General features: G+C 71.0%; 22 protein-coding genes. 9 read left to right on the forward strand and 13 right to left on the reverse strand.

Annotated features, from left to right (window positions below):
• Positions 1–197: 197 nt before the first annotated feature.
• The gene (locus tag WMF42_RS36140; RefSeq protein ID WP_061610697.1) at positions 198–662 is read right to left on the reverse strand and encodes a serine O-acetyltransferase; all 465 of its coding nucleotides are present in this window, start codon (positions 660–662) and stop codon (positions 198–200) included.
• A complete protein-coding gene (locus WMF42_RS36145) occupies positions 659–1,762 on the reverse strand; it encodes a glycosyltransferase family 4 protein (RefSeq protein WP_155798748.1) in 1,104 nt (367 codons plus the stop codon). The genes WMF42_RS36140 and WMF42_RS36145 overlap by 4 nt, the downstream gene beginning before the upstream one ends.
• 814 nt (positions 1,763–2,576) lie before the next feature.
• Between WMF42_RS36145 and WMF42_RS36150 the strand changes: the two genes are divergently transcribed.
• From WMF42_RS36150 to WMF42_RS36180, 7 genes are all read left to right on the forward strand, one after another.
• A complete protein-coding gene (locus tag WMF42_RS36150) occupies positions 2,577–3,062 on the forward strand; it encodes a MerR family transcriptional regulator (RefSeq protein WP_061610699.1) in 486 nt (161 codons plus the stop codon).
• A gap of 17 nt (positions 3,063–3,079) precedes the next feature.
• Positions 3,080–4,297 carry an IscS subfamily cysteine desulfurase gene (locus tag WMF42_RS36155; protein WP_199693955.1) on the forward strand — a complete coding sequence of 406 codons (1,218 nt, stop codon included), beginning with the start codon at positions 3,080–3,082 and terminating at the stop codon, positions 4,295–4,297.
• 72 nt (positions 4,298–4,369) lie between these two features.
• Positions 4,370–4,816 (forward strand): Fe-S cluster assembly scaffold IscU, encoded by a 447-nt coding sequence (gene iscU, locus WMF42_RS36160; protein ID WP_061610701.1) that lies wholly within the window; start codon positions 4,370–4,372, stop codon positions 4,814–4,816.
• 54 nt (positions 4,817–4,870) lie between these two features.
• A complete protein-coding gene (locus WMF42_RS36165; protein ID WP_061610702.1) occupies positions 4,871–5,350 on the forward strand; it encodes a HesB/IscA family protein in 480 nt (159 codons plus the stop codon).
• A gap of 49 nt (positions 5,351–5,399) precedes the next feature.
• Positions 5,400–5,936, forward strand: coding sequence for a Fe-S protein assembly co-chaperone HscB (gene hscB, locus WMF42_RS36170; RefSeq protein ID WP_061610703.1), 537 nt, complete (start codon positions 5,400–5,402; stop codon positions 5,934–5,936).
• Positions 5,933–7,954 carry a Fe-S protein assembly chaperone HscA gene (hscA, locus tag WMF42_RS36175; RefSeq protein ID WP_063815898.1) on the forward strand — a complete coding sequence of 674 codons (2,022 nt, stop codon included), beginning with the start codon at positions 5,933–5,935 and terminating at the stop codon, positions 7,952–7,954. Before hscB ends, hscA begins: the two co-directional genes overlap by 4 nt.
• Positions 7,954–8,310 (forward strand): 2Fe-2S iron-sulfur cluster-binding protein, encoded by a 357-nt coding sequence (locus WMF42_RS36180; protein WP_061610704.1) that lies wholly within the window; start codon positions 7,954–7,956, stop codon positions 8,308–8,310. Before hscA ends, WMF42_RS36180 begins: the two co-directional genes overlap by 1 nt.
• Before the next feature lie 50 nt (positions 8,311–8,360).
• Here WMF42_RS36180 and WMF42_RS36185 read toward each other — a convergent pair whose 3' ends face one another.
• Both WMF42_RS36185 and WMF42_RS36190 read right to left on the reverse strand, forming a co-directional pair.
• The gene (locus WMF42_RS36185) at positions 8,361–8,636 is read right to left on the reverse strand and encodes a hypothetical protein (protein ID WP_061610705.1); all 276 of its coding nucleotides are present in this window, start codon (positions 8,634–8,636) and stop codon (positions 8,361–8,363) included.
• Between the two features lie 105 nt (positions 8,637–8,741).
• On the reverse strand, positions 8,742–8,888 hold the full coding sequence (locus WMF42_RS36190; protein WP_437687613.1) for a hypothetical protein: 147 nt from the start codon (positions 8,886–8,888) through the stop codon (positions 8,742–8,744).
• Between the two features lie 433 nt (positions 8,889–9,321).
• Here WMF42_RS36190 and WMF42_RS36195 point away from each other — a divergent pair, with 433 nt between their 5' ends.
• A complete protein-coding gene (locus WMF42_RS36195) occupies positions 9,322–9,876 on the forward strand; it encodes a DUF4142 domain-containing protein (RefSeq protein ID WP_063815899.1) in 555 nt (184 codons plus the stop codon).
• Positions 9,877–9,963: 87 nt separating this feature from the next.
• On the opposite strand, the gene WMF42_RS36200 is transcribed toward WMF42_RS36195, so the two are convergent.
• From WMF42_RS36200 to ychF, 4 genes are all read right to left on the reverse strand, one after another.
• Entirely contained in the window at positions 9,964–10,590 is a 627-nt protein-coding gene (locus WMF42_RS36200) for a hypothetical protein (protein ID WP_437687615.1), read from the reverse strand.
• Positions 10,572–11,225 carry a hypothetical protein gene (locus WMF42_RS36205; RefSeq protein WP_061610707.1) on the reverse strand — a complete coding sequence of 218 codons (654 nt, stop codon included), beginning with the start codon at positions 11,223–11,225 and terminating at the stop codon, positions 10,572–10,574. The genes WMF42_RS36200 and WMF42_RS36205 overlap by 19 nt, the downstream gene beginning before the upstream one ends.
• A gap of 140 nt (positions 11,226–11,365) precedes the next feature.
• Complete coding sequence (locus WMF42_RS36210) at positions 11,366–11,878, reverse strand: hypothetical protein (RefSeq protein WP_437687617.1); 513 nt, start codon at positions 11,876–11,878, stop codon at positions 11,366–11,368.
• 160 nt (positions 11,879–12,038) lie between these two features.
• Entirely contained in the window at positions 12,039–13,130 is a 1,092-nt protein-coding gene (ychF, locus tag WMF42_RS36215; RefSeq protein ID WP_061610719.1) for a redox-regulated ATPase YchF, read from the reverse strand.
• Positions 13,131–13,234: 104 nt separating this feature from the next.
• Here ychF and WMF42_RS36220 point away from each other — a divergent pair, with 104 nt between their 5' ends.
• On the forward strand, positions 13,235–13,633 hold the full coding sequence (locus tag WMF42_RS36220) for a hypothetical protein (protein WP_437687620.1): 399 nt from the start codon (positions 13,235–13,237) through the stop codon (positions 13,631–13,633).
• 10 nt (positions 13,634–13,643) lie between these two features.
• Here the strand turns inward: WMF42_RS36220 and WMF42_RS36225 are convergent, their stop codons facing one another.
• The 5 genes from WMF42_RS36225 to tpiA all read right to left on the reverse strand — a co-directional run bounded on the left by WMF42_RS36225 (position 13,644) and on the right by tpiA (position 18,315).
• Positions 13,644–14,765, reverse strand: a complete 1,122-nt coding sequence (locus WMF42_RS36225) for a DegT/DnrJ/EryC1/StrS family aminotransferase (RefSeq protein WP_437687622.1) — start codon at positions 14,763–14,765, stop codon at positions 13,644–13,646.
• Positions 14,762–15,436, reverse strand: coding sequence for an acyltransferase (locus WMF42_RS36230; RefSeq protein ID WP_437687624.1), 675 nt, complete (start codon positions 15,434–15,436; stop codon positions 14,762–14,764). Before WMF42_RS36230 ends, WMF42_RS36225 begins: the two co-directional genes overlap by 4 nt.
• Complete coding sequence (locus WMF42_RS36235) at positions 15,433–17,097, reverse strand: glycosyltransferase family 39 protein (RefSeq protein ID WP_437687626.1); 1,665 nt, start codon at positions 17,095–17,097, stop codon at positions 15,433–15,435. The genes WMF42_RS36230 and WMF42_RS36235 overlap by 4 nt, the downstream gene beginning before the upstream one ends.
• A 6-nt stretch (positions 17,098–17,103) precedes the next feature.
• Complete coding sequence (secG, locus tag WMF42_RS36240; RefSeq protein ID WP_061610713.1) at positions 17,104–17,376, reverse strand: preprotein translocase subunit SecG; 273 nt, start codon at positions 17,374–17,376, stop codon at positions 17,104–17,106.
• 105 nt (positions 17,377–17,481) lie between these two features.
• Entirely contained in the window at positions 17,482–18,315 is an 834-nt protein-coding gene (gene tpiA / locus WMF42_RS36245) for a triose-phosphate isomerase (protein WP_437687628.1), read from the reverse strand.
• Positions 18,316–18,319 lie beyond the last annotated feature (4 nt).

An 18,319-nucleotide genomic window follows, 5' to 3' on the forward strand; every position in this document is an offset into this window, starting at 1 on the left:
CTTGTCGCAGGGGCTGCTCGCGAGGACCTCCGACAGAGAGACGACGATGCTCGCAGGGTCGCCGCGGCGGGTACGCCGGACAGGCGCCGAGGCGGCCGTCGAGCGCGACGCCGCGCGCCGTCGACCGGCGCCACGTCCTCTGGATGTCCCTGCTCTGTGGATCGAGAAGCGTCAGCCGACGCCGTCGGCCTCACGACTCACGCGCTGGGGTCGTCCAGCTCGTAGTACTTCAATGTTCGCCCGGAGGCGATCACCTTCAACGGATTGCCGACGACGACGGTGTTCGACGGCACGTCCTTGTTCACGACGCTGTTGGCCCCGATGATCACGTTGTCGCCGACGGAGATGTCGCCGAAGACGACGCTCCCGGTCCCGACATAGACGTCGTTCCCGATCCGCGGGACCCCCTGGCTGCCGAAATTCCTGCCTATCGTCACGTTCTGGCTGACGAGGCAGTTGTCGCCGATGACCGCCCTGGAGTGGATCACCACGCCGAGCCCCCAGTAGCCCAGCTTGAAATTCTTCCCGATCGTCGCCGACGAAGGGACGAACGCCGAGAACAAGAACCTGTTCAGCCAGGTGATCATCGTGGCGATGAGCACCATCCTGTTTCGATAGAAGAAATTTCCTATCCTGTACATCAGTACGGCCGGGTTCTTCATAGCTCCGACAACATCGACATGAATTTGCTCACGGCATTGTTGACGCTGTTCTGGCTGGTCCGCTCGAGCGAGCGACGCGAGAACTGCTCCAGCAACGCTGGCTCGCGGAGCACTGTGCGGACAGCGTCGGCGATTTGCGCCGGGCGGCCGACGTCCACCAGGATACCGTTGACGCCGGAGACGATCAGGTCGTTGACGGCGCCGACCCTGCTGGCCACGGCCGGGACGCCCAGCGCCATGACCTCCAGCAGCGCGTTCGGGAACCCTTCGCTGTGGGAGGCGAACACGCACAGGTCAAAGGAAGGGATCACATCCATCTTGTCCGTGGAGAGCCAGCCCGCATACTCGGTGTTCTTGAGGCCGCGCTCGCGGATGAACGCCTTGACGTTGTCCAGCTCGCTCCCGTCCCCGTAGATCCTGGCCTCGACCGGAGCGTTCTCGCTCTGCAAGAGGAGCATGGCTTCCAGAAAATCATAGATGCCCTTTCCCCTCTCAATACGGTTGTAATAGAGGACCTTCAGGGGCCTATCCATGCTCTGGGGATAGCTCTTCGCCGCACCTCTGGCGAAATACGAATCGGGAAGCCAGTTCTCTATGACGAGCAGCTCGACGCCGCTCTCCTCGGGCACAAAGCTCGAGAAGAAGCTCCGCCAGTGCTCGCTCTGGCATATCACCACATCGCAGGACCTGACGACGAGGCTCAGATACTCTCGATAGAGTTTGCTCCGGGCCACGTTATCGACAATGGGCCCCGAGCGAGGGAAGATGACGACCTTCTTCCCGAGCAGCTTGCCCAGGAGCCCGACCGAGCCCTTCTCCACGAAGCTCAACCCGGAGCTCGAGAACAGCAGGACGGCATCTACCCGCGAGAACAGGAGGTCCTTGATGCACCGGAGCACCCTCGGCACGATCTTGTGCATCCTGTGGAGCGCCGACCGGACCCGGATCGAGTCAATGGTGGAGTCGACGAGCAGGAAATCGAACTCATCTCCCAGGCCACTGTCGATCAGAGAGCGGCAGGCAAAGTACTGGCCGCCTATCCTTCCGTCGACCGGGGGCTTGAATGAGCCCACGAACAGAACTCGCTTCTTTTCGGCCATGTCGTTCACTTCCCCGCGCGGCGACCGTACCACTCTCGCGCCGCCCTGGGTAGCTATCCCTACCCGTGCGGTCCGGCGGCTGCGCTGCGGCGCGCTTGATGAGCTTGATGAGGCAGAGCGCTTGACGGCGCTCGCGTGATCGTCACTCCACCAAGGCCCGAACCCGGCGCGGCGCACCGTCCGTCATTCCCGTCCGGCGTGCATGACCGGTCCACGCGCGGGGCGGGCCGGGGTCAGGAGGACGGTCGGGCACCCGCGCTCAGGCTGAGCGAGCGCTCCCGATGAGAGCAGAGCTCGCCACGCCAGCCCACGAGGGCGCGCCGCGAGGGTCTCGTGACGATCAACTGTCGAGGTCGCTTCGGCCGCGCTCAGCCAGCGGACAGGCCGAAGCAGTCGCACAGGTTTCGACGCGGCGCAGCATAGCTTTCGTCCCGCCCTCGGCTCCCTCCGGTCCCCGGGCGGCGGCCGCGTCACGCGCCGGGCTCTTCGTTCGTCGCGCGGCCGGGAAGAGGCTTCTCCAGCATGTCGAGCCGCGCCCGATTCCGCCTCCTTCCGCTGTGTCACGCAGGCCCCCGTACAACCTGGTTGACAGGCTTGGCCCGGCGCCCTACAAGGTCCGCAACCCTAACGCACACGTAAGGGTCAGGGTTCCCCGATGACAGCCCGGCACCATCTTCCCGTCGCCCACGAGGCCTGCGAGCAAAGCATCGTCGGGCCCCTCGCGTCCAGCACGTCCCGAACGGACGCAAGCCTGGGGGCACCCGGCCCCCTGGGGGCACCCGACCTCGCCGAAGAGGAGGACCGCCTCCTTCAGGTGGGGGACATCGCCAAGGCGACCGGGAAGACGGTGCGGGCCATCCACCACTACGAGGAAGTCGGGCTGCTCAGGCCGCACGCCCGCTCCAAGGGGCGCTACAGGCTCTACGACAACGCGGCCCTCACGCGGGTCCGGTGGATCGGCAAGCTCCACGACCTCGGCCTGTCGCTGAGCCAGATCCAGCAGATCGTCTCGACCTGGGAGTCGTCCTCGTCAGCCCCCGGCGCGATGTCGCGGATCCGGGACGTCTACCAGCAGAAGCTCGAGGAGGTGAGAGAGCAGATCGCGCACCTCGAGACCCTCGAGCACGAGCTCATCGCGAGCCTGGCCTACCTGGACACCTGCGAGACGTGCGATCCGGCAGAGCTCGTCGCCGCCTGCACGCACTGTAACCTCCACGACAAGAGCCAGGCCGAGCCTGAGCTCGTCGCCGGGATCCGCGGCGGCAATGGGCATTGCCGCCAGGGCTCGAATCACCGCTGAACGAGAACACCATGGGTATCCAACTTCCGATCTACATGGACTATCACGCGACGACCCCGGTCGATCCGCGTGTCCTCGACGCCATGCTGCCGTACTTCAACAGCAAGTTCGGCAACGCCGCGAGCCGGAGCCACGTCTTCGGGTGGACGGCCGAGGAGGCGGTGACCCACGCGCGCGAGACGCTCGCCAGGTTCATCGGCGCCTCGAACCCCAAGGAGATCGTCTTCACCTCGGGCGCGACCGAGAGCGACAACATCGCGATCAAGGGGGTCGCCGAGTTCTACAAGGACAAGGGCAACCACATCATCACGAGCGTCATCGAGCACAAGGCGGTGCTCGACACCTGCAAGCGGCTCGAGAAGCAGGGCTACGAGGTCACCTACCTCAAGGTCGACAAGTACGGGATGGTCGATCCGGACGACGTCGCCAGCGCGATAACGGACAAGACGATCCTCGTCTCGATCATGCTCGCCAACAACGAGGTCGGCACGGTCCAGCCCATCGCCGAGATCGGCAAGATCACGAAAGCGAAGGGCATCCTCCTCCACAGCGACGCGGTGCAGGGGGTCGGCAAGATCCCGTTCAACGTCGAGCAGATGGGGGTCGACCTCGCGTCGGTGACCGCCCACAAGATCTACGGCCCGAAGGGCATCGGCTGCCTGTACGTGCGCCGGTCGAAGCCGCGCGTCCGCATCACCTCGCAGATGGACGGCGGGGGACACGAGTTCGGCATGCGATCGGGGACGCTCAACGTGCCCGGCATCGTCGGGTTCGCCAGGGCGGCCGAGATCCTCCTCCAGGAGGGCGAGGCCGAGTCGGCGCGCATCCTCTCGCTGCGCGAGCGGCTCCGGAATCGGCTCTGGAGCGAGCTCGACGCCATCCAGCTCAACGGCTCGCCCGATCGGCGGCTGCCGGGCAACCTCAACGTGTCGTTCAGCTTCGTCGAGGGCGAGGCCATGATGATGGCGATCAAGGACGTGGCGGTCTCCAGCGGCTCGGCGTGCACGAGCGCCAGCCTGGAGCCCTCGTACGTCCTCCACGCGATGGGGATCGGCGACGACCTCGCCCACTCGTCCATCCGCTTCGGGCTCGGGCGCTTCACCACCGAGGAGGAGGTCGACTACGTCGCCGACCTCGTGATCCGGAAGGTGAACAAGCTGCGCGACATGTCGCCGCTCTACGAGATGCACAAAGAGGGGATCGACCTCAACAGCGTGCAGTGGGCGGCCCACTGACGAGCGGCGCGTAAGCGCCCCTCCGTCAGGTCAAGGTTTCAAGAGAAGAAGGGAACGGTCGAGGAGAGAGCCATGGCATACAGCAACAAGGTCATCGAGCACTACGAGAACCCGCAGAACGTCGGGACGCTCGACAAGAACGACGACCACGTCGGCACCGGGCTCGTCGGCGCTCCGGCCTGCGGCGACGTCATGCGCTTGCAGATCAAGGTCGGCGAGGGCGGCGTCATCGAGGACGCGAAGTTCAAGACGTTCGGCTGCGGATCGGCCATCGCGTCGTCGTCGCTCGCCACGGAGTGGCTGAAGGGCAAGACGATCGATGAGGCAGAGACGATCAAGAACAGCATGATCGCCGAGGAGCTCCACCTGCCGCCGGTGAAGATCCACTGCTCTGTCCTCGCCGAGGACGCGATCAAGAGCGCGATCGCCGACTTCCGTGCCAAGCAGCAGGCGAAGAGGGCGATCTCCGGCACGACGGCGACCACCGGAAGCCCGGAGAGCGCCGCGAGCGCGGAGTAACAGCGCCGGTCCTCCGGGCGGAGGCGGCCCACGGCACCGGAGAGGAGCAACGCCATGCAGAGCAACGAGGAGACGACCACGACCATGGCGGAGGACAGCGGGAGCTACCCCGCGCCCGTCGCGACGGCGGACGCCGGGCACGCGCACGACGGCGGCGCGCCGAACGGGGCAGAGGCCAAGGCGAAGCGGACGCTCGCGGTGAGCGACGCGGCGGTCGAGGCCATCCGGGCCCAGCTCGCCAAGCGCGGCACGCCCGAGGGCGCCATCCGGGTCGGCATCCGCGGCGGCGGCTGCTCGGGGTTCTCCTACGTCATCGAGTTCGAGGACAGGCCGCCCCGGTCCGGCGATCTCGTCCTGGAGTTCGCGGAGCCGGGCAAGGCCACGGTGCGCGTCCTCTGCGACAAGAAGAGCATCATCTACCTGGGCGGCTCGGTGCTCGACTGGGAGAAGACGCTCATGTACCAGGGCTTCAAGTTCAAGAACCCGCAAGAGGCGACGCGCTGCGGCTGCGGGCACTCGTTCACGGTGGCCTGAGCCGGCCGCCGCGCGCGCCCGCCCCGAGGCGCCTCCTTTCGAGCACGTCATGACCGATCCCTTCGACACCCTGGGCCTCGAGCCTCGGTTCGACCTCGACCTGCGCGCGCTGGAGCAGCGCCACCGCGATCTCTCGCGCGCGCTCCACCCGGATCGCTACGCGGGCGCGCCCGCGGCCGAGCGGCGGCTCGCGCTGGGGCGCGCGATCGAGGCGAACGACGCGCTGCGCGTGCTCAGGGATCCGATCCGCCGGGCCGAGGCGCTGCTCCAGCGCGCGGGGCTCGCGCGGGGCGAGGAGGCCGGGCAGAAGGCCTCCCCCGCCCTGCTCATGGAGATGATGGAGTCGCGCGAGGAGCTCTCGGAGGCGGCGAAGCGGAGCGACAGCGCGCGGGTCGCGCGCCTCGGCGAGGCAATGCGGGCGCGCGAGCAGGCGAGCCTCGCCGCGATCCAGGGCGCCTTCGCGGCCGCAGGGGGCGATCCGGAGAAGCTGAAGGGCGTGCTCGCCCTGGTGAGCGAGCTCCGCTACATCCGGCGCTTCCTCGATGAAGTGAGCGCAATCGAAGAAGAACTCACGGTTCAGACATGACCCTCCTCGAGATTTTCGACCCCAAGGCCAGGCCAAGCCCGATCGGCATCGATCTCGGGACGACGAACTCGCTCGTCGCCCGCGTGCGCGACGGCCGCCCGATGATCATCGACGACTGCAACGGAGAGCGCCTCGTGCCGTCGGTTGTGCACTACGACGAGCGCGGCAACGCCATCGTGGGCCACAGCGCGCAGCGGCTCGCGCAGGGCCACCCCCGCGAGACGATCGTCAGCGTGAAGCGCTTCATGGGCCGCGGCGCGAACGACCCGGAGACGCGGCGGCTCGGGCCGTACGAGTTCGTGGAGCCGAAGGACCCCGAGGACGCGAAGAGCGTTCGCTTCAAGGTGCGGGATCAGGTCGTGACGCCCGTCGAGGTGTCGGCGGAGATCTTGAGGGAGCTCCGCGCCTCGGCCGAGCGCGAGCTCCGGTCGGTGGGCGGCGCGGTGATCACGGTGCCGGCCTACTTCGACGACGCGCAGCGGCAGGCGACGAAGGACGCCGGCCGGCTGGCCGGGATCGAGGTGCTGCGCCTGCTCAACGAGCCGACGGCCGCGGCCCTCGCGTACGGGCTCGACAAGCAGCAGAACGGGCTGTTCGTGGTGTACGACCTCGGCGGCGGGACGTTCGACGTCACCGTCCTCCTGCTCGACAACGGGGTGTTCCAGGTGAAGTCGACCGGGGGCGACAGCGCGCTCGGCGGCGACGACATGGACCGGGCGCTCGCGGAGCGGCTGCTCGCGGAGATGGGGGCGACCGCGCGCACGCCCGAGGTGGTGCGGCTCGCGCTGGACACCGCCCGCAGCATCAAGCACGCGCTGACCGACGCGCAGCGGGTGGAGATCGAGCTGCCGGTGCGATCAGGCGGCGACGGCGAGGCCGGGGCGGCGGGCGGCGCGGCGTCGAAGGTCGTCACCGTCACGCGCGACGAGCTCGACGCGCTGATCGCGCCGCTCCTGGAGCGCACCGGCGTCGCCTGCCGCCGCGCGCTGCGCGACGCGGGCGTGGAGGCGCGGGACGTCGACGGCGTCATCCTCGTGGGCGGCGCGACGCGCGTGCCGTACGTGCGCGCGTACGTGGCCAAGCTGTTCGGCAGGGAGCCGCTCAAGGACATCGATCCGGAGGAGGTCGTCGCGCTGGGCGCGGCCATCCAGGCCGACATCCTGGCCGGCTCGATGGAGCGCGCGGACGAGGTGCTGCTGCTCGACGTGCTGCCGCTGTCGCTCGGCATCGAGACGATGGGCGGCGTCGCCGAGAAGATCTTGCCGCGGAACACGACGATCCCGGCGGGGGCGCGGCAGGTCTTCACGACCTACGCGGACAACCAGACCGGGTTCGACCTGCACATCGTGCAGGGCGAGCGGGAGCTCGCCGCCGACTGCCGGTCGCTCGCGCGCTTCGTGCTGAAGGGGATCCCGCCGATGCCCGCGGGCATGGCGCGGCTCGAGGTGACGTTCCGCGTCGACGCCGACGGCCTGCTCGGCGTGACCGCCCGCGAGCTGACGACCGGCGTCGAGCAGAAGGTCGAGGTCAAGCCGAGCTACGGGCTGACCGACGAGGAGGTGGAGAACATGCTCCTCGCGGCGCTGGACCACGGGGAGGAGGACCTGCTCAAGCGGCGGCTGGTCGAGGCGCGGGTCGAGGGCGAGCGCGTGGCGATGGCGACGCGCAAGGCGCTCTCCGCCGACGCCGACCTGCTGGGGCCGGGCGAGCGCGAGGCGATCGAGGGTGCGCTGAGCGCGCTCGACGCGGCGGTCCGCGGCGAGAGGCCGGGGCTGATCCAGGCGCGCACGGAGGCGCTCGACGAGGCGACGCGCGCGTGGGCGGGGCGGCGGATGGACCGCGCCGTGTCCCGGGCGATCGCGGGCAAGCAGGTCGAGGACGTCGAGGCGACGGTCGCCGCGGCGAGGGGCGTGGACGCGCACCTGGCCGAGCACGCAGGGAGCGACGCGGGCCGCGCGCCGGCCGATGCGGGCGGCGTGAGCCAGGCATCGGCGGGCGTGGGGGCGAGGAGGAGCTGATGGTCAAGGTCCGGTTTCTGGCGCATGGCCGCGCGTGGGAGAGTGAAGTCCCGGTGGGCTCGACCGTCCTCCAGGCCTCGAAGGCGGTGGGCGCCCCCGAGGGCGACGCGTGCGGCGGCGTCTGCGCGTGCTCCACCTGCCACGTCTACGTCACGAAGGGGCGCGAGCTCCTCAGCGAGGCCGAGGAGGACGAGGAGGACATCCTCGACAAGGCCTTCGACGTGCGATCGACGAGCCGCCTCGGCTGTCAGGCGAAGATCCTGAGAGACGGCGACATCGAGGCGGAGATCTCCCGGGAGAGCCTCGACGCGTTCTACAACGAGCACCCGAACGTGAAGGATCCGCGCAAGGGCTGAGCCGTCGGCGCGCCCGGCCGAGCGGGATGGGCGCGCCGGGCTGCGCCGGCCTAGGACGGCGGCCTCACCTTGGCCGTCGGCGGCTTCGGCTCGCGCGGCGCGGGAGGCGGATTGCGGAGCTTGTCGAGCTCGGAGCGCGCCTCCGTGGTGATGCGGCGGGCGATGTGGGCGAAGGCGGAGGCGGCCTCCCTGGCGGGCGGCGTCGAGAAGATCGCGACGAGGTGCTGCGCGGCCGTCTTCCTGCCGATGGGGACGAGGAAGAAGGTCAGGGCGGCGAGGAGGAACACGACGCCGTTCGTAAGGCGCTTGAAGAAATCGCCGACCACAGCCGCCGAGGGTAGAGGGTGCGCGCGGCCGAGGCCCAGTTCTTGGGTATCTTGCCTTGCAACCAGGCGCCGCCTGCCGCGGTGGGACGGCGGGCCGCGCGCCGCTCAGCGGTCGAGGAGCTTCTCGTAAACCGCCAAGAGGTAGCCGGCTTCGCGCACCGTCACGGCGTCGCCGTCCGTCGTCGTCGGCCGGAGAAGCACGTCCACGAGGCCGAGCAGGGAAGAGAAATCGTTCGGGTCGAGATCCGTCATGTAGCGTGACGAGCTTCGAGCTACCCGGCGGAAGCGACCAGAAGAGGGGCAATGCCGCGATCGCGAAGTCCTCTGCTCGATCTGCGCGCGCTGTGATTTCCGGGTGCATGGGCGGCGATACGCTGCTCGCGCCGAGGGGGTTATCCACTCGATTTCCCCGGTGGGTCGCGCCGCCTTGTCCCCCCTGAACCCCGCCCCCTCCGCCCCTCGCTCGGCGTTCGTTCGGCGTCGGCGATCAAGCGCGCGCGCTCGACAGCGAAGCGCGCTGCGCGGGCGGACCGCCCCATGCTCTTCGCCCCTTGCCGGCGCGCCGGGGGCTCACGACAAACAACGCGCGCGGTTCGGCTGGAAGCGCCGGGCCGCAGAGGCCGATCGCCCCGACGCCACCGCAGGATCGGCGCGATCGCCCGCTCGAAGCAAGGAGGGGAATGACATGCTCAAGCCTGTTCTATTGACGACGATGCTCGCAGCGTTCCTGTCGGCCGCGACGGCGGCACAGGGGCAGGACGCGACGGGAGGGCAAACCACCCAGGCCGGCAAGGCCACGCTCAGCAAGGCGGATCGGGAGTTCGTCGAGGAGGCGGCGCTCGGAGGGCTCGTGGAGGTGCGGCTCGGGCAGCTCGCGCAGCAGCGGGCCGCGAGCCCGGACGTGAAGAGCTTCGGTCAGCGGATGATCGACGACCACTCGGCCGTGAACAAGCGGCTCGCGGAGCTCGCGCAGCGCAAGGGCGTGCTCGTGCCCAAGGAGCTCGATCAGAAGCATCGCGAGAAGGTCGACGAGCTGTCCAAGAAGACAGGGGCCGAGTTCGACCGCGCGTACATCAGCGAGATGGTCGACGACCACGAGAATGACATCAAGGAGTTCGAGAAGGCCTCGAAGGAGGCGAAGGACGCCGACCTGAAGAGCTTCGCCGCCGGGACGCTCCCGAAGCTCCGGGAGCACCTCGCGCTGGCGAGGCAGGTCCACGGCAAGGTGAAGGGGAAGTAGCGGCGCGAGGGCGCCGGCGGCGCGCGGCGAGCCGGCCCGAGCGCCGGCCGCCCGTCGGCTTCTTCGCCGCGCGCGGCGCCGACGGGCTCAGGCGACGACGCGCGCCGCGCGCTGGGGCGCGTCCGCGGGCGGCGGGGTCGTCCGCGACCTCGCCGCGCCGCGGACGGGCGCGAGCCTGGCCTTGAGCTTCTGGTAGGCGGCGACGTCGAGCGGCTCGCCCCGGACCCAGGCGCGGAGGAACGGCGCCACCGCCGGCTCCCACGAGGTCGAGAGGCGCAGGGCGAGGAACTCGCCGTAGAGCGCGGTGAAGAGCGTCTCGAGCTCCTCGATGAGGTACATGCGCTCGTAGAACTGCTCGTCCGCGGCGTCCTTGACGACGCTCGGGATCTTGACGCCGGAGAGCGCGAACGCGTCGGCGTTGAAGAGGAAGGCGTACTCGAGCTCGCCGCGGGTGACGCGCACGCGCGCCTGCGAGGGGAGCTTGCCCTGGCGCAGGGCCTCGTGGGCCTCGGGGGCGTTGCTCGGCGCCGCGCCCTTGAGCCGGCTCTGCTCCTTCTCCTGGACGAGCGTGATCTGCCCCTCGAGCCAGAGCTCGCAGGCGCCGAGGGCGTCCAGGGAGAAGCGGCCCTCGAAGAGCTCGCTCTCGAACCAGAGCCAGACCAGGAATTCACGGCCGACGAAGCGGCGCTGCTCGATCAGCTCGGCGAGGCCCACAGGGCACCTCCAGCGGTGGAATCTGCGTGAAAGACGGTGGGCTTGAGGAGCTCGAAGGCGCTCTGCTGCTCGCTCGTGAGGCCGAGCTCCCGGGCGGCCGTGTAGGGGCTCTCGGGCACGAGATCGAGCTCGAAGGTGTCCTCGAAGAGCTCGGCGAGCCCCTCGTGCGCGCGCGGCGACTGGTTCCAGAACCGGACGACGCCGGCCTCGAGGTTCCAGGAGAGGTCGACGACCTTCATCACCGGCATGAGCTGCGCGCGGAGCTTGCGCGACACGACCGCGCGGAGCTCCTCCTTCTCCCGCCGCCCGAGCTTCTCGCGCCCGCGCTTGGCGAGGTGCTCGCGCTCGGCCTCGGCGAAATGCGCCTTGAAGAGGGCCGAGGGCACCTGCCAGCGATCGGTCCTGAGGCCGAGGTTCAGGTAGGAGTTGAAGAAGATCTTGCCGTGATCGAGCTCGCAATCGAGCGGGTTCTCGATGGAACACCACCCGGCGCGCTGCTCGGCGTCCTCCTCGACCGTGAGCGGTCGGAACGCGCGGAGCTGGATGCGCTCGACGAACCTGTCCCGGAACCCGTCCGGCAGGTCGCCGCGGACGTAGAACTTCGAGAATGAGATGGATCCTTTGAGTGCGCCCAAACGATCGTCCTTTCGTCTCGTGAGGGCACGGAGGTAGCCGAGCGGATCCGGGGGGTCAAAAAAACCGAACCGGGGTTCCGGGAGGGGCGTGGTGGGGCCGCGGCGAGGCGGGATCGAGATCGAGATCGGCGTTCGCGCTGTCAGAGCGGCTCGGCCAGGGGCGGACGTAGCCAGCGGCCAGAGAGCGGGCCCGTGAGGTAGTAGCGGTAGCGGAGGAAATAGGGTTGCTCGTCGGGCCCGCAGAACATGACGGTGGACCGCAGGAAGCGGCCGAAGGCGTCGGTGTCGGACGCCGCGGAGAGCCTGTGCCCGACGGCCGGGCTGGATGCCGCCGGGAAGCGGGCGGGCGCGCCCGCCGAGAACCCGCTCGGTAGCGGGCACGGCACGGGCAAGCGGTGACGCGGGCTCGAGGTGGCGCTGCCGGGGTCCGGAGCGGAGGCCTCCTTGGCCTCAACCTCGGTCGGGGAGGCCGAGCCCTCGCCAGGCGCAACCTCGGTCGGGCCGGCCGAGCCCTCGCCAGGCGTAACCTCGGTCGGGCCGGCTGAGCCCTCGCCGGGCGCAACCTCGGTCGAGATCGCGTCGCAGCCCGCCGCGCCCTGCACCAGGCAGAAAAGAACCAGCACCGACGACGCGCCCCCGCTCGCCCTGGGCACCGCCATTCCTCCGTCCACACGGTAACGAGACGCCGGCGGTCATCGCCAGCGCACCGAGCCTCGCAGGCCACGAGGAGCAACCGCGATGCCACCATGCGCGCGCAGCCACGGCGCGGCGGGCGCCCCGGCGGACAGCTCGGACGGCCGGCTCAGAGGCTGATCAGACGTTGAAGAGGAAGTGCGTGACGTCGCCGTCCTGGAAGATGTAGGTCTTGCCCTCGACGCGCAGCTTGCCGGCGGCGCGGATGGCGGCCTCGGTCCTGTGCTCGACGAGGTCGTCTACCTTGTAGACCTCCGCCCGGATGAAGCCCTTCTCGAAGTCGGTGTGGATGACCCCCGCCGCCTGCGGCGCCGTGCACCCCACCGGGATCGTCCAGGCGCGGATCTCCTTGGGACCCGCCGTGTAGTAGCTCTGGAGGCCGAGGAGCCGGTAGGCCTCGCGCGCGAGCGTCGCGAGCGCCGGCTCCTTCATGCCGAGGCTCTCGAGCATCTCCTTGCGCTCGTCGGGCGCGAGCTCGTTGAGCTCCGACTCGAGCTTGCTGCAGACCGGCACGACGCCGCTGCCCTCGGAGGCCGCGCGCTCGCGCACCTTCGACGCGAGCGGGCCCGTGCCGGAGACGTCCGACTCGTCGACGTTCGCCACATAGAGGACCTTCTTCGCCGTGATCAGGCCGAACGTCTTCACGACCTTCCGCTGCTCGTCGTCGAAGGAGAGCCCGCGGACGGGCTTGCCTGCCTGGAGCGCCTCCAGACAACGCTCCATGAGCGCGATCTTGGGCAGGAGCTCCTTGTCGCCCTTCGCTTGCTTCCGCGTGCGCTCCAGCATCCCCTCGAGAGAAGAGAGGTCGGCCAGCATGAGCTCCGTCTCGATCGTGTCGATATCGCGAAGCGGGTCGACGCCGCCGTCGACGTGGACAACGTCGGCGACCGTGAAGCAGCGGACCACGTGGAGAATCGCGTCCACCTCGCGGATATGACTGAGGAATTTGTTGCCCAGCCCCTCGCCCGTGCTCGCGCCGCGCACGAGCCCGGCGATGTCGACCACCCGCACCATGGCGGGGATGATCTTCTCGCTCTTGATGTACTTCGCGAGCGTGGTGAGCCGATCGTCAGGGACAGGGACCGCGCCGACGTTGGGCTCGATCGTGCAGAACGGGTAGTTCTGCGCCTCGGCCTTGGCGGCCGTCAGCGCGTTGAACAGGGTGCTCTTGCCCACGTTGGGCAGTCCGACGATGCCGACCTCGACGCTCATGGCGCGCACGTCTAGCACAGGCCGGGTCGCGCGGCCCGGCTCCGTGGTAGCTCGTCGAGGGCGAGGGCTGTGCGTCGGGGAGGCGCTGCTACGCTTGCGACGACATGGCCGAGCCCACGTGGAAGAAGCTCGTCGACCAGCTCAAGAGCGAGGGGCACAGGAGCCCTTACCTCGACCGCCTCCGGCAGCGTCTGCCCGCCTCCGGCCCTGCGGACCTCGCCGGCGAGATCCTCCGGGAGATGGCCTCGGCGCTCGGGAAGTCCGAGGACAAGATCAACGTCGCGTTGCTGGAGCTCGAGCTGCAGGGCAAGGCGCTCGACGAGCTCGCCCGGAGCGAAGACGCGGACCCGGGAGAACGTACGGCGCGGATCGCGGCCTTCAACCGGCAGCGAGACGCGGCAATGCAGGCGCTCTGGGAGCTGCGCGTGCACCGGGAGGCGCTCGGGTTCCGGCGCAACGACGACCTCGCCGAGCTGTACCCCGTCCCGCCGAAACGCGCGTAACCGCCGCCGGTCAGCTGAAGAACGACCGGACGGCGGCCGCCACGCGGTCGATCTCCTCGTCCGTGAGCTCGGGGAAGATGGGGAGCGCGAGCGTCTCGCGCGCGGCGGCCTCGGCGACCGGGAGCGAGCCGGACGGGGGGCCGAGCGGCGCGAAGCAGGGCTGGAGGTGCAGCGGCGCCGGGTAGTAGACCTCGGCGCCGATGCCCCGCTCGGCGAGGAAGCTGCGCAGCGGGTCGCGGCGCGACCCGTCCTCGAGGCGGATGACGTACTGATTGAACGTGTGCCCGGCGGAGCCGGCGCCAGGCAACGCGACGGGCAGGCCCGCCCCGCCGAGGAGCGCCGCGTACCGCGCGGCGTGGCCGCGGCGCCGCCCGAGGAGCGCGCCGAGCCGCGGGAGCTTGCGCCGGAGGAGCGCCGCCTGGAGCGCGTCGAGCCGGAAGTTGCCGCCGACAAGCGTGTGGTGGTGCTTCCTCGGAGCCCCCTGGGCGCGCAGCGACCGGACGCGCTCGGCCAGATCGTCGCGGTCGGTGGTCACGAGCCCGCCGTCGCCGAAGCCGCCGAGGTTCTTGGTCGGGAAGAACGAGAAGCACCCCATGAGCCCGAGCGCGCCCGCGCGGCGGCCCGCGCGCTCGGCGCCGAAGGCCTGGGCCGCGTCCTCGATGACCGGCAGCCCGCGGCCGCGCGCAACCGCGAGGAGCTCGTCCATCGGGGCGCAGTCGCCGAAGAGGTGGACCGCGATGACGGCCCGGGTGCGCTCGGTCAGGGCGCGCGCCACCGAGGCGGGATCCACGTTGAACGAGCCAGGGAGCACGTCCGCGAAGACCGGCCGCGCGCCGGTGCGGTGGACGGCGCCCGCGGTCGCGAAGAACGTGTACGCGGGGCACACCACCTCGTCGCCCGCGCCGATGCCGAGCGCCATCAGCGCGACGAGCAGCGCGTCGGTGCCGGACGAGACGCCGATGGCGTGCCGGACGCCGAGGTACGCGGCGCACGCCGACTCGAAGGCGTCGACCTCCGGCCCGAGGATGTACTGGCCCCTGCGGATGACCGAATGGAACACGGCGGAGAGCTCGTCCTGCATGGCGAGATCGCCGCGGGCGCGGTCGAAGAAGGGAACGGGCGGCAACGTCATTCGTCGGTGTCCTCCGCCGCGGGGAGGTCGCGGTAGCGGCGCGCGGCCGCGGCGCGCGGCGCGGGGAGCGGCGCGTCCTCGTCGAGGTCGAGGCAGCGGACGACGTCGCCGCGACGCTCGTAGCGGTAGCTGGTCTCAGGGCAGCGCATCAGGCCGTCGCTCGAGGCGACGAGCTTGTGGCCGTGGCGGCTCATCCAGCCGGCGCGCCGGGCCGGTATGCCGGTGACGAGCGCGTAATCGGGGACGTCGCGGGTGACCACGGCGCCGGCGCCGACGAAGGCGTGGCGCCCGATCGTGACGCCGCAGACGACGGTGGCGTTGGCGCCCACCGTGGCGCCGCGGCGGATGCGCGTCCTGTCGAGGAAGGCGCGGCGGTCGATCTGCGCGCGCGGGTTGATGACGTTGGTGAGCACGGCGGACGGGCCGAGGAACACGTCGTCCTCGACGAGGGTGCCGTCATAGACCGACACGTTGTTCTGGATCCGGACGCCGTCCCCGATGACGGCGCTGCCCGCGACGAAGACGTTCTGCCCGAGGACGCAGGCACGGCCGATCCGCGCGCCCGCGGAGACATGGCAGAAGTGCCAGATCTTCGTGCCCTCGCCGATGTCGCAGGGCTCGTCGATGCACGCCGACGCGTGCGCGAAGAAAGGCCTCCCGGGCTGGCTCATGGCGCTGCCTCCGCGGACGGCGCACGGCCCGGGGCGCCCTCTGCCGGCCCGGTCGGCGGCGCGGCGCGCGTCGATGCCGCAGGCGCGGCCCAGAGCCCCCAGGCGCCGCGCGTCTCGAGCGGCGGGCCGGCGAAGGCGCTCACAGAGGGCCTGACGCGCCCGATGAGGTAGGCCGCCCCCACATCGGCGACGCGGCGCGCGAGCGACGCAGGGTCGTCGAAGCTCGACCCGACCGGCGGATCGCGAGGGTCGATCGAGCGATCCGGGTGCGCGCCCCCGGGGCGGCCCAGCGCGGCGAGCGTGGCGAGGTGGCCATAGTCGACGACCTCGACGAGGACCGGCGCGGAGGGGGGCGTGAGCTCCGCGGCGGCGCGGCCGATCGCGACCTCGTCGGTGCGCGGGTTGAAATGCTCGCGGCGCAGGTGGGGCCGGAAAACGAGCCCGACGCAGAGCACCACCAGCAGCGCGCCTCCGAGCGCCCACCGCGCCCCGCTCGAGGCGCCGCGGAACGCGCGCGCGGTGAGATCCCCGACGGCGAGCGCGAAAAGGAGCAGCGCGAGGAGGGTGGCGCGCTCGGGGTGATGCGTGGGGGCGCCGTCGCGCACGAGGGCGAGCGAGAGCGCCGCGATCTGGAAGGCAGCGACCGCGCCGGGGAGCGCGTAGGGCAGCGCCGCGCGGAGGAGCGGCGGGAACGGGCGAGGCGCCCGCCCCCCGCGCGCGGCGGCGCGGCGGGCGCGCCAGGCGACGAGGGCGATGGCGATGGGGCTCAGGAAGAGCTCCGGCTCCTCGCGGACCATCGCGGCAGGGTACGCGAAGAGCCGCAGCAGGGTGCCATCGCCGCCGGGGCTGACCGCGTTGCGGTAGGCGGCGACGCGGGCCAGGAAGTGCAGCGCCTCGCCGTGGGCGACGCGGTTCCACGCGATCCACGCCGCGGGCCCGGCGAGGGCGACGAGCGCCGCGATCGCGAGCTTCGCCTTCGCGGCGCGGCCCTGGCCGAGGCGGGCCGCCGCGAGCAGCGCCAGCGCAGCGAAGACGACGGCGACCGGCCAGGGCTCGTAGCGGGACAACGTGGCGAGCACGAGCGCGAGCGCGCCGAGGAGGGCGCGCCCGGCGGGCGGCGCGGGCCCGGCCGGCTGCGTGACGAGCGACGCCACCGCGAACAGCGAGAGGGCCGCGGCCGGCAGCTCGGGGACGGTCGCCACGCCAAGGCACGCGCTCCAGGGGAACGCGCCGGCGAGCAGCGCGCCGGCGAGCGCGGCGCGGCGGTCGCCGGTGATCCAGCGCGCGGAGATGTAGACGAGCGCGGCCGACGCGACGCCGAGCGCGAACGCGACGGCGCGGGCGACCTCCAGGGTCGACGAGAAGAGGAGGAAGAGCGCGCCGTTGAGCCAGAAAGGGACAGGGAGCCAGCTCGTCCCGGTCGGGTCGAGCCGGGGCGCGTGGGCCCACGCCTGCGCGAGGACCACGCGCGCGAAGTCGTCGTCGCTGACGGCCCGGAAGCCGAGCGCGAGGACCAGCGCGGAGACAGCCGCCTTCGCGAGGGCGACGAAGGCCAGGTCGCGCGCGAACGGGGCGGCGGAGGCCGGTGCCCCCCCCACGGACGCCCCCGCGTCGAGCGCCCCGCCCGCTTCCCTCCCCGGCGCGGGAGCGGGCTGCAGCACGCGGGCCTACTTCTCCTGGGACCGCTCGAACTCGCGCAGCGCGCGATCGCCCGCCGACGAGAGGTAGGCGAGCGACACGCTCGTCGTCATGAACACGGCGGCGCAGACGGCCGTGAGGCGGGTCATGAAGTTGCCCGCGCCGCGGCCGCCGAACACCTGCGCCGTGGCGCCGCCCATGGCCGAGCCCATCCCGCCCCCGCGCCCCTGCTGGAGGAGCACGACGAGGATCAGGAACAGGCAGACGAACACGTGCACGATGTTGAGTAGCGTGTGAAGCATCGGCGTCTTTCTGCTGGGAGATTCCGGCCCGCGCGGCGGGCCCGGGGCAACCTCGGCTGGAGGGCAGGCCGGCGCTCCCGCGGTGAGGCGGGAGCGGCCCGCGATCTACCCCTGTTCCGCGCGCTCCGCCAGTCGGTGCGCGGCGTCGACGATCTTGGCGAAGCCGGCGGCGTCGAGCGAGGCCCCGCCGACAAGCGCGCCGTCGATGTCGTCCTGGGCGAGCAGCCCCTCGGCGTTGTCGGCCTTGACGCTGCCGCCGTAGAGGATGCGCGTGACGGAAGCGAGGTCCTCCGAGGCCTTCGCGAGGAGGCCGCGGATGAACGCGTGCACCTCCTGGGCGTCCTCGGCGCGCGCGACCTTGCCCGTCCCGATCGCCCAGACCGGCTCGTAGGCGATGACGCCGAAGCCGGGCTGCTTCGCGAGCTCGTCGAGGAAAGCGCGGACCTGGCGCTCGACAACGGCGAGCGTGTCGCCCGCCTCACGCTCCTCGAGCGTCTCGCCGACGCAGACGATGGGCCGCAGCTCGGCGGCGACCGCCGAGGCGACCTTCCGGGCGACCGACTCGTCCGTCTCGGCGAAGAGCTGCCGCCGCTCGCTGTGGCCGAGGATGACCCAGGTCGCGCCGGCGTCCTTGAGCATGCCCGAGGAGATCTCGCCGGTGAACGCCCCGGAGAGCTCCGCGCTCATGTTCTGCGCCGCGATGCCGACCTCGCTCTTCGCCTCCGCGAGCTCGTGCGCCACGGCGGCGATCGCCGTGAACGGCGGGGCGACCACCACCTCGGCGCGGGTGAGCTCGCGGGTCGCCTTGGCGACGGCCGCGGCCAGGGGACAGGCGTCCTGCCCCCCGGCGTTCATCTTCCAGTTGCCGGCGATGAGCGGACGACGCGAGGCCGCCCCCGGGGCGGCGCCCGTGCCTTCGGGCGTTCCCCCGTCGTTCACGGGC

Origin of the sequence: Sorangium sp. So ce176, from assembly GCF_051519835.1 — a bacterium.
GTDB classification, from domain to species: domain Bacteria; phylum Myxococcota_A; class Polyangia; order Polyangiales; family Polyangiaceae; genus Sorangium; species Sorangium cellulosum_G.

Coding starts and splice junctions, on each gene's coding strand:
- WMF42_RS36140 (WP_061610697.1), bottom strand. CDS start 662: ATGAAGAACCCGGCCGTACTGATGTACAGGATAGGAAATTTCTTCTAT.
- WMF42_RS36225 (WP_437687622.1), bottom strand. CDS start 14,765: ATGACGTTGCCGCCCGTTCCCTTCTTCGACCGCGCCCGCGGCGATCTC.
- WMF42_RS36190 (WP_437687613.1), bottom strand. CDS start 8,888: ATGACGGATCTCGACCCGAACGATTTCTCTTCCCTGCTCGGCCTCGTG.
- ychF (WP_061610719.1), bottom strand. CDS start 13,130: ATGAGCGTCGAGGTCGGCATCGTCGGACTGCCCAACGTGGGCAAGAGC.
- hscB (WP_061610703.1), top strand. CDS start 5,400: ATGACCGATCCCTTCGACACCCTGGGCCTCGAGCCTCGGTTCGACCTC.
- hscA (WP_063815898.1), top strand. CDS start 5,933: ATGACCCTCCTCGAGATTTTCGACCCCAAGGCCAGGCCAAGCCCGATC.
- iscU (WP_061610701.1), top strand. CDS start 4,370: ATGGCATACAGCAACAAGGTCATCGAGCACTACGAGAACCCGCAGAAC.
- WMF42_RS36230 (WP_437687624.1), bottom strand. CDS start 15,436: ATGAGCCAGCCCGGGAGGCCTTTCTTCGCGCACGCGTCGGCGTGCATC.
- WMF42_RS36145 (WP_155798748.1), bottom strand. CDS start 1,762: ATGGCCGAAAAGAAGCGAGTTCTGTTCGTGGGCTCATTCAAGCCCCCG.
- WMF42_RS36195 (WP_063815899.1), top strand. CDS start 9,322: ATGCTCAAGCCTGTTCTATTGACGACGATGCTCGCAGCGTTCCTGTCG.
- secG (WP_061610713.1), bottom strand. CDS start 17,376: ATGCTTCACACGCTACTCAACATCGTGCACGTGTTCGTCTGCCTGTTC.
- WMF42_RS36165 (WP_061610702.1), top strand. CDS start 4,871: ATGCAGAGCAACGAGGAGACGACCACGACCATGGCGGAGGACAGCGGG.
- WMF42_RS36220 (WP_437687620.1), top strand. CDS start 13,235: ATGGCCGAGCCCACGTGGAAGAAGCTCGTCGACCAGCTCAAGAGCGAG.
- WMF42_RS36180 (WP_061610704.1), top strand. CDS start 7,954: ATGGTCAAGGTCCGGTTTCTGGCGCATGGCCGCGCGTGGGAGAGTGAA.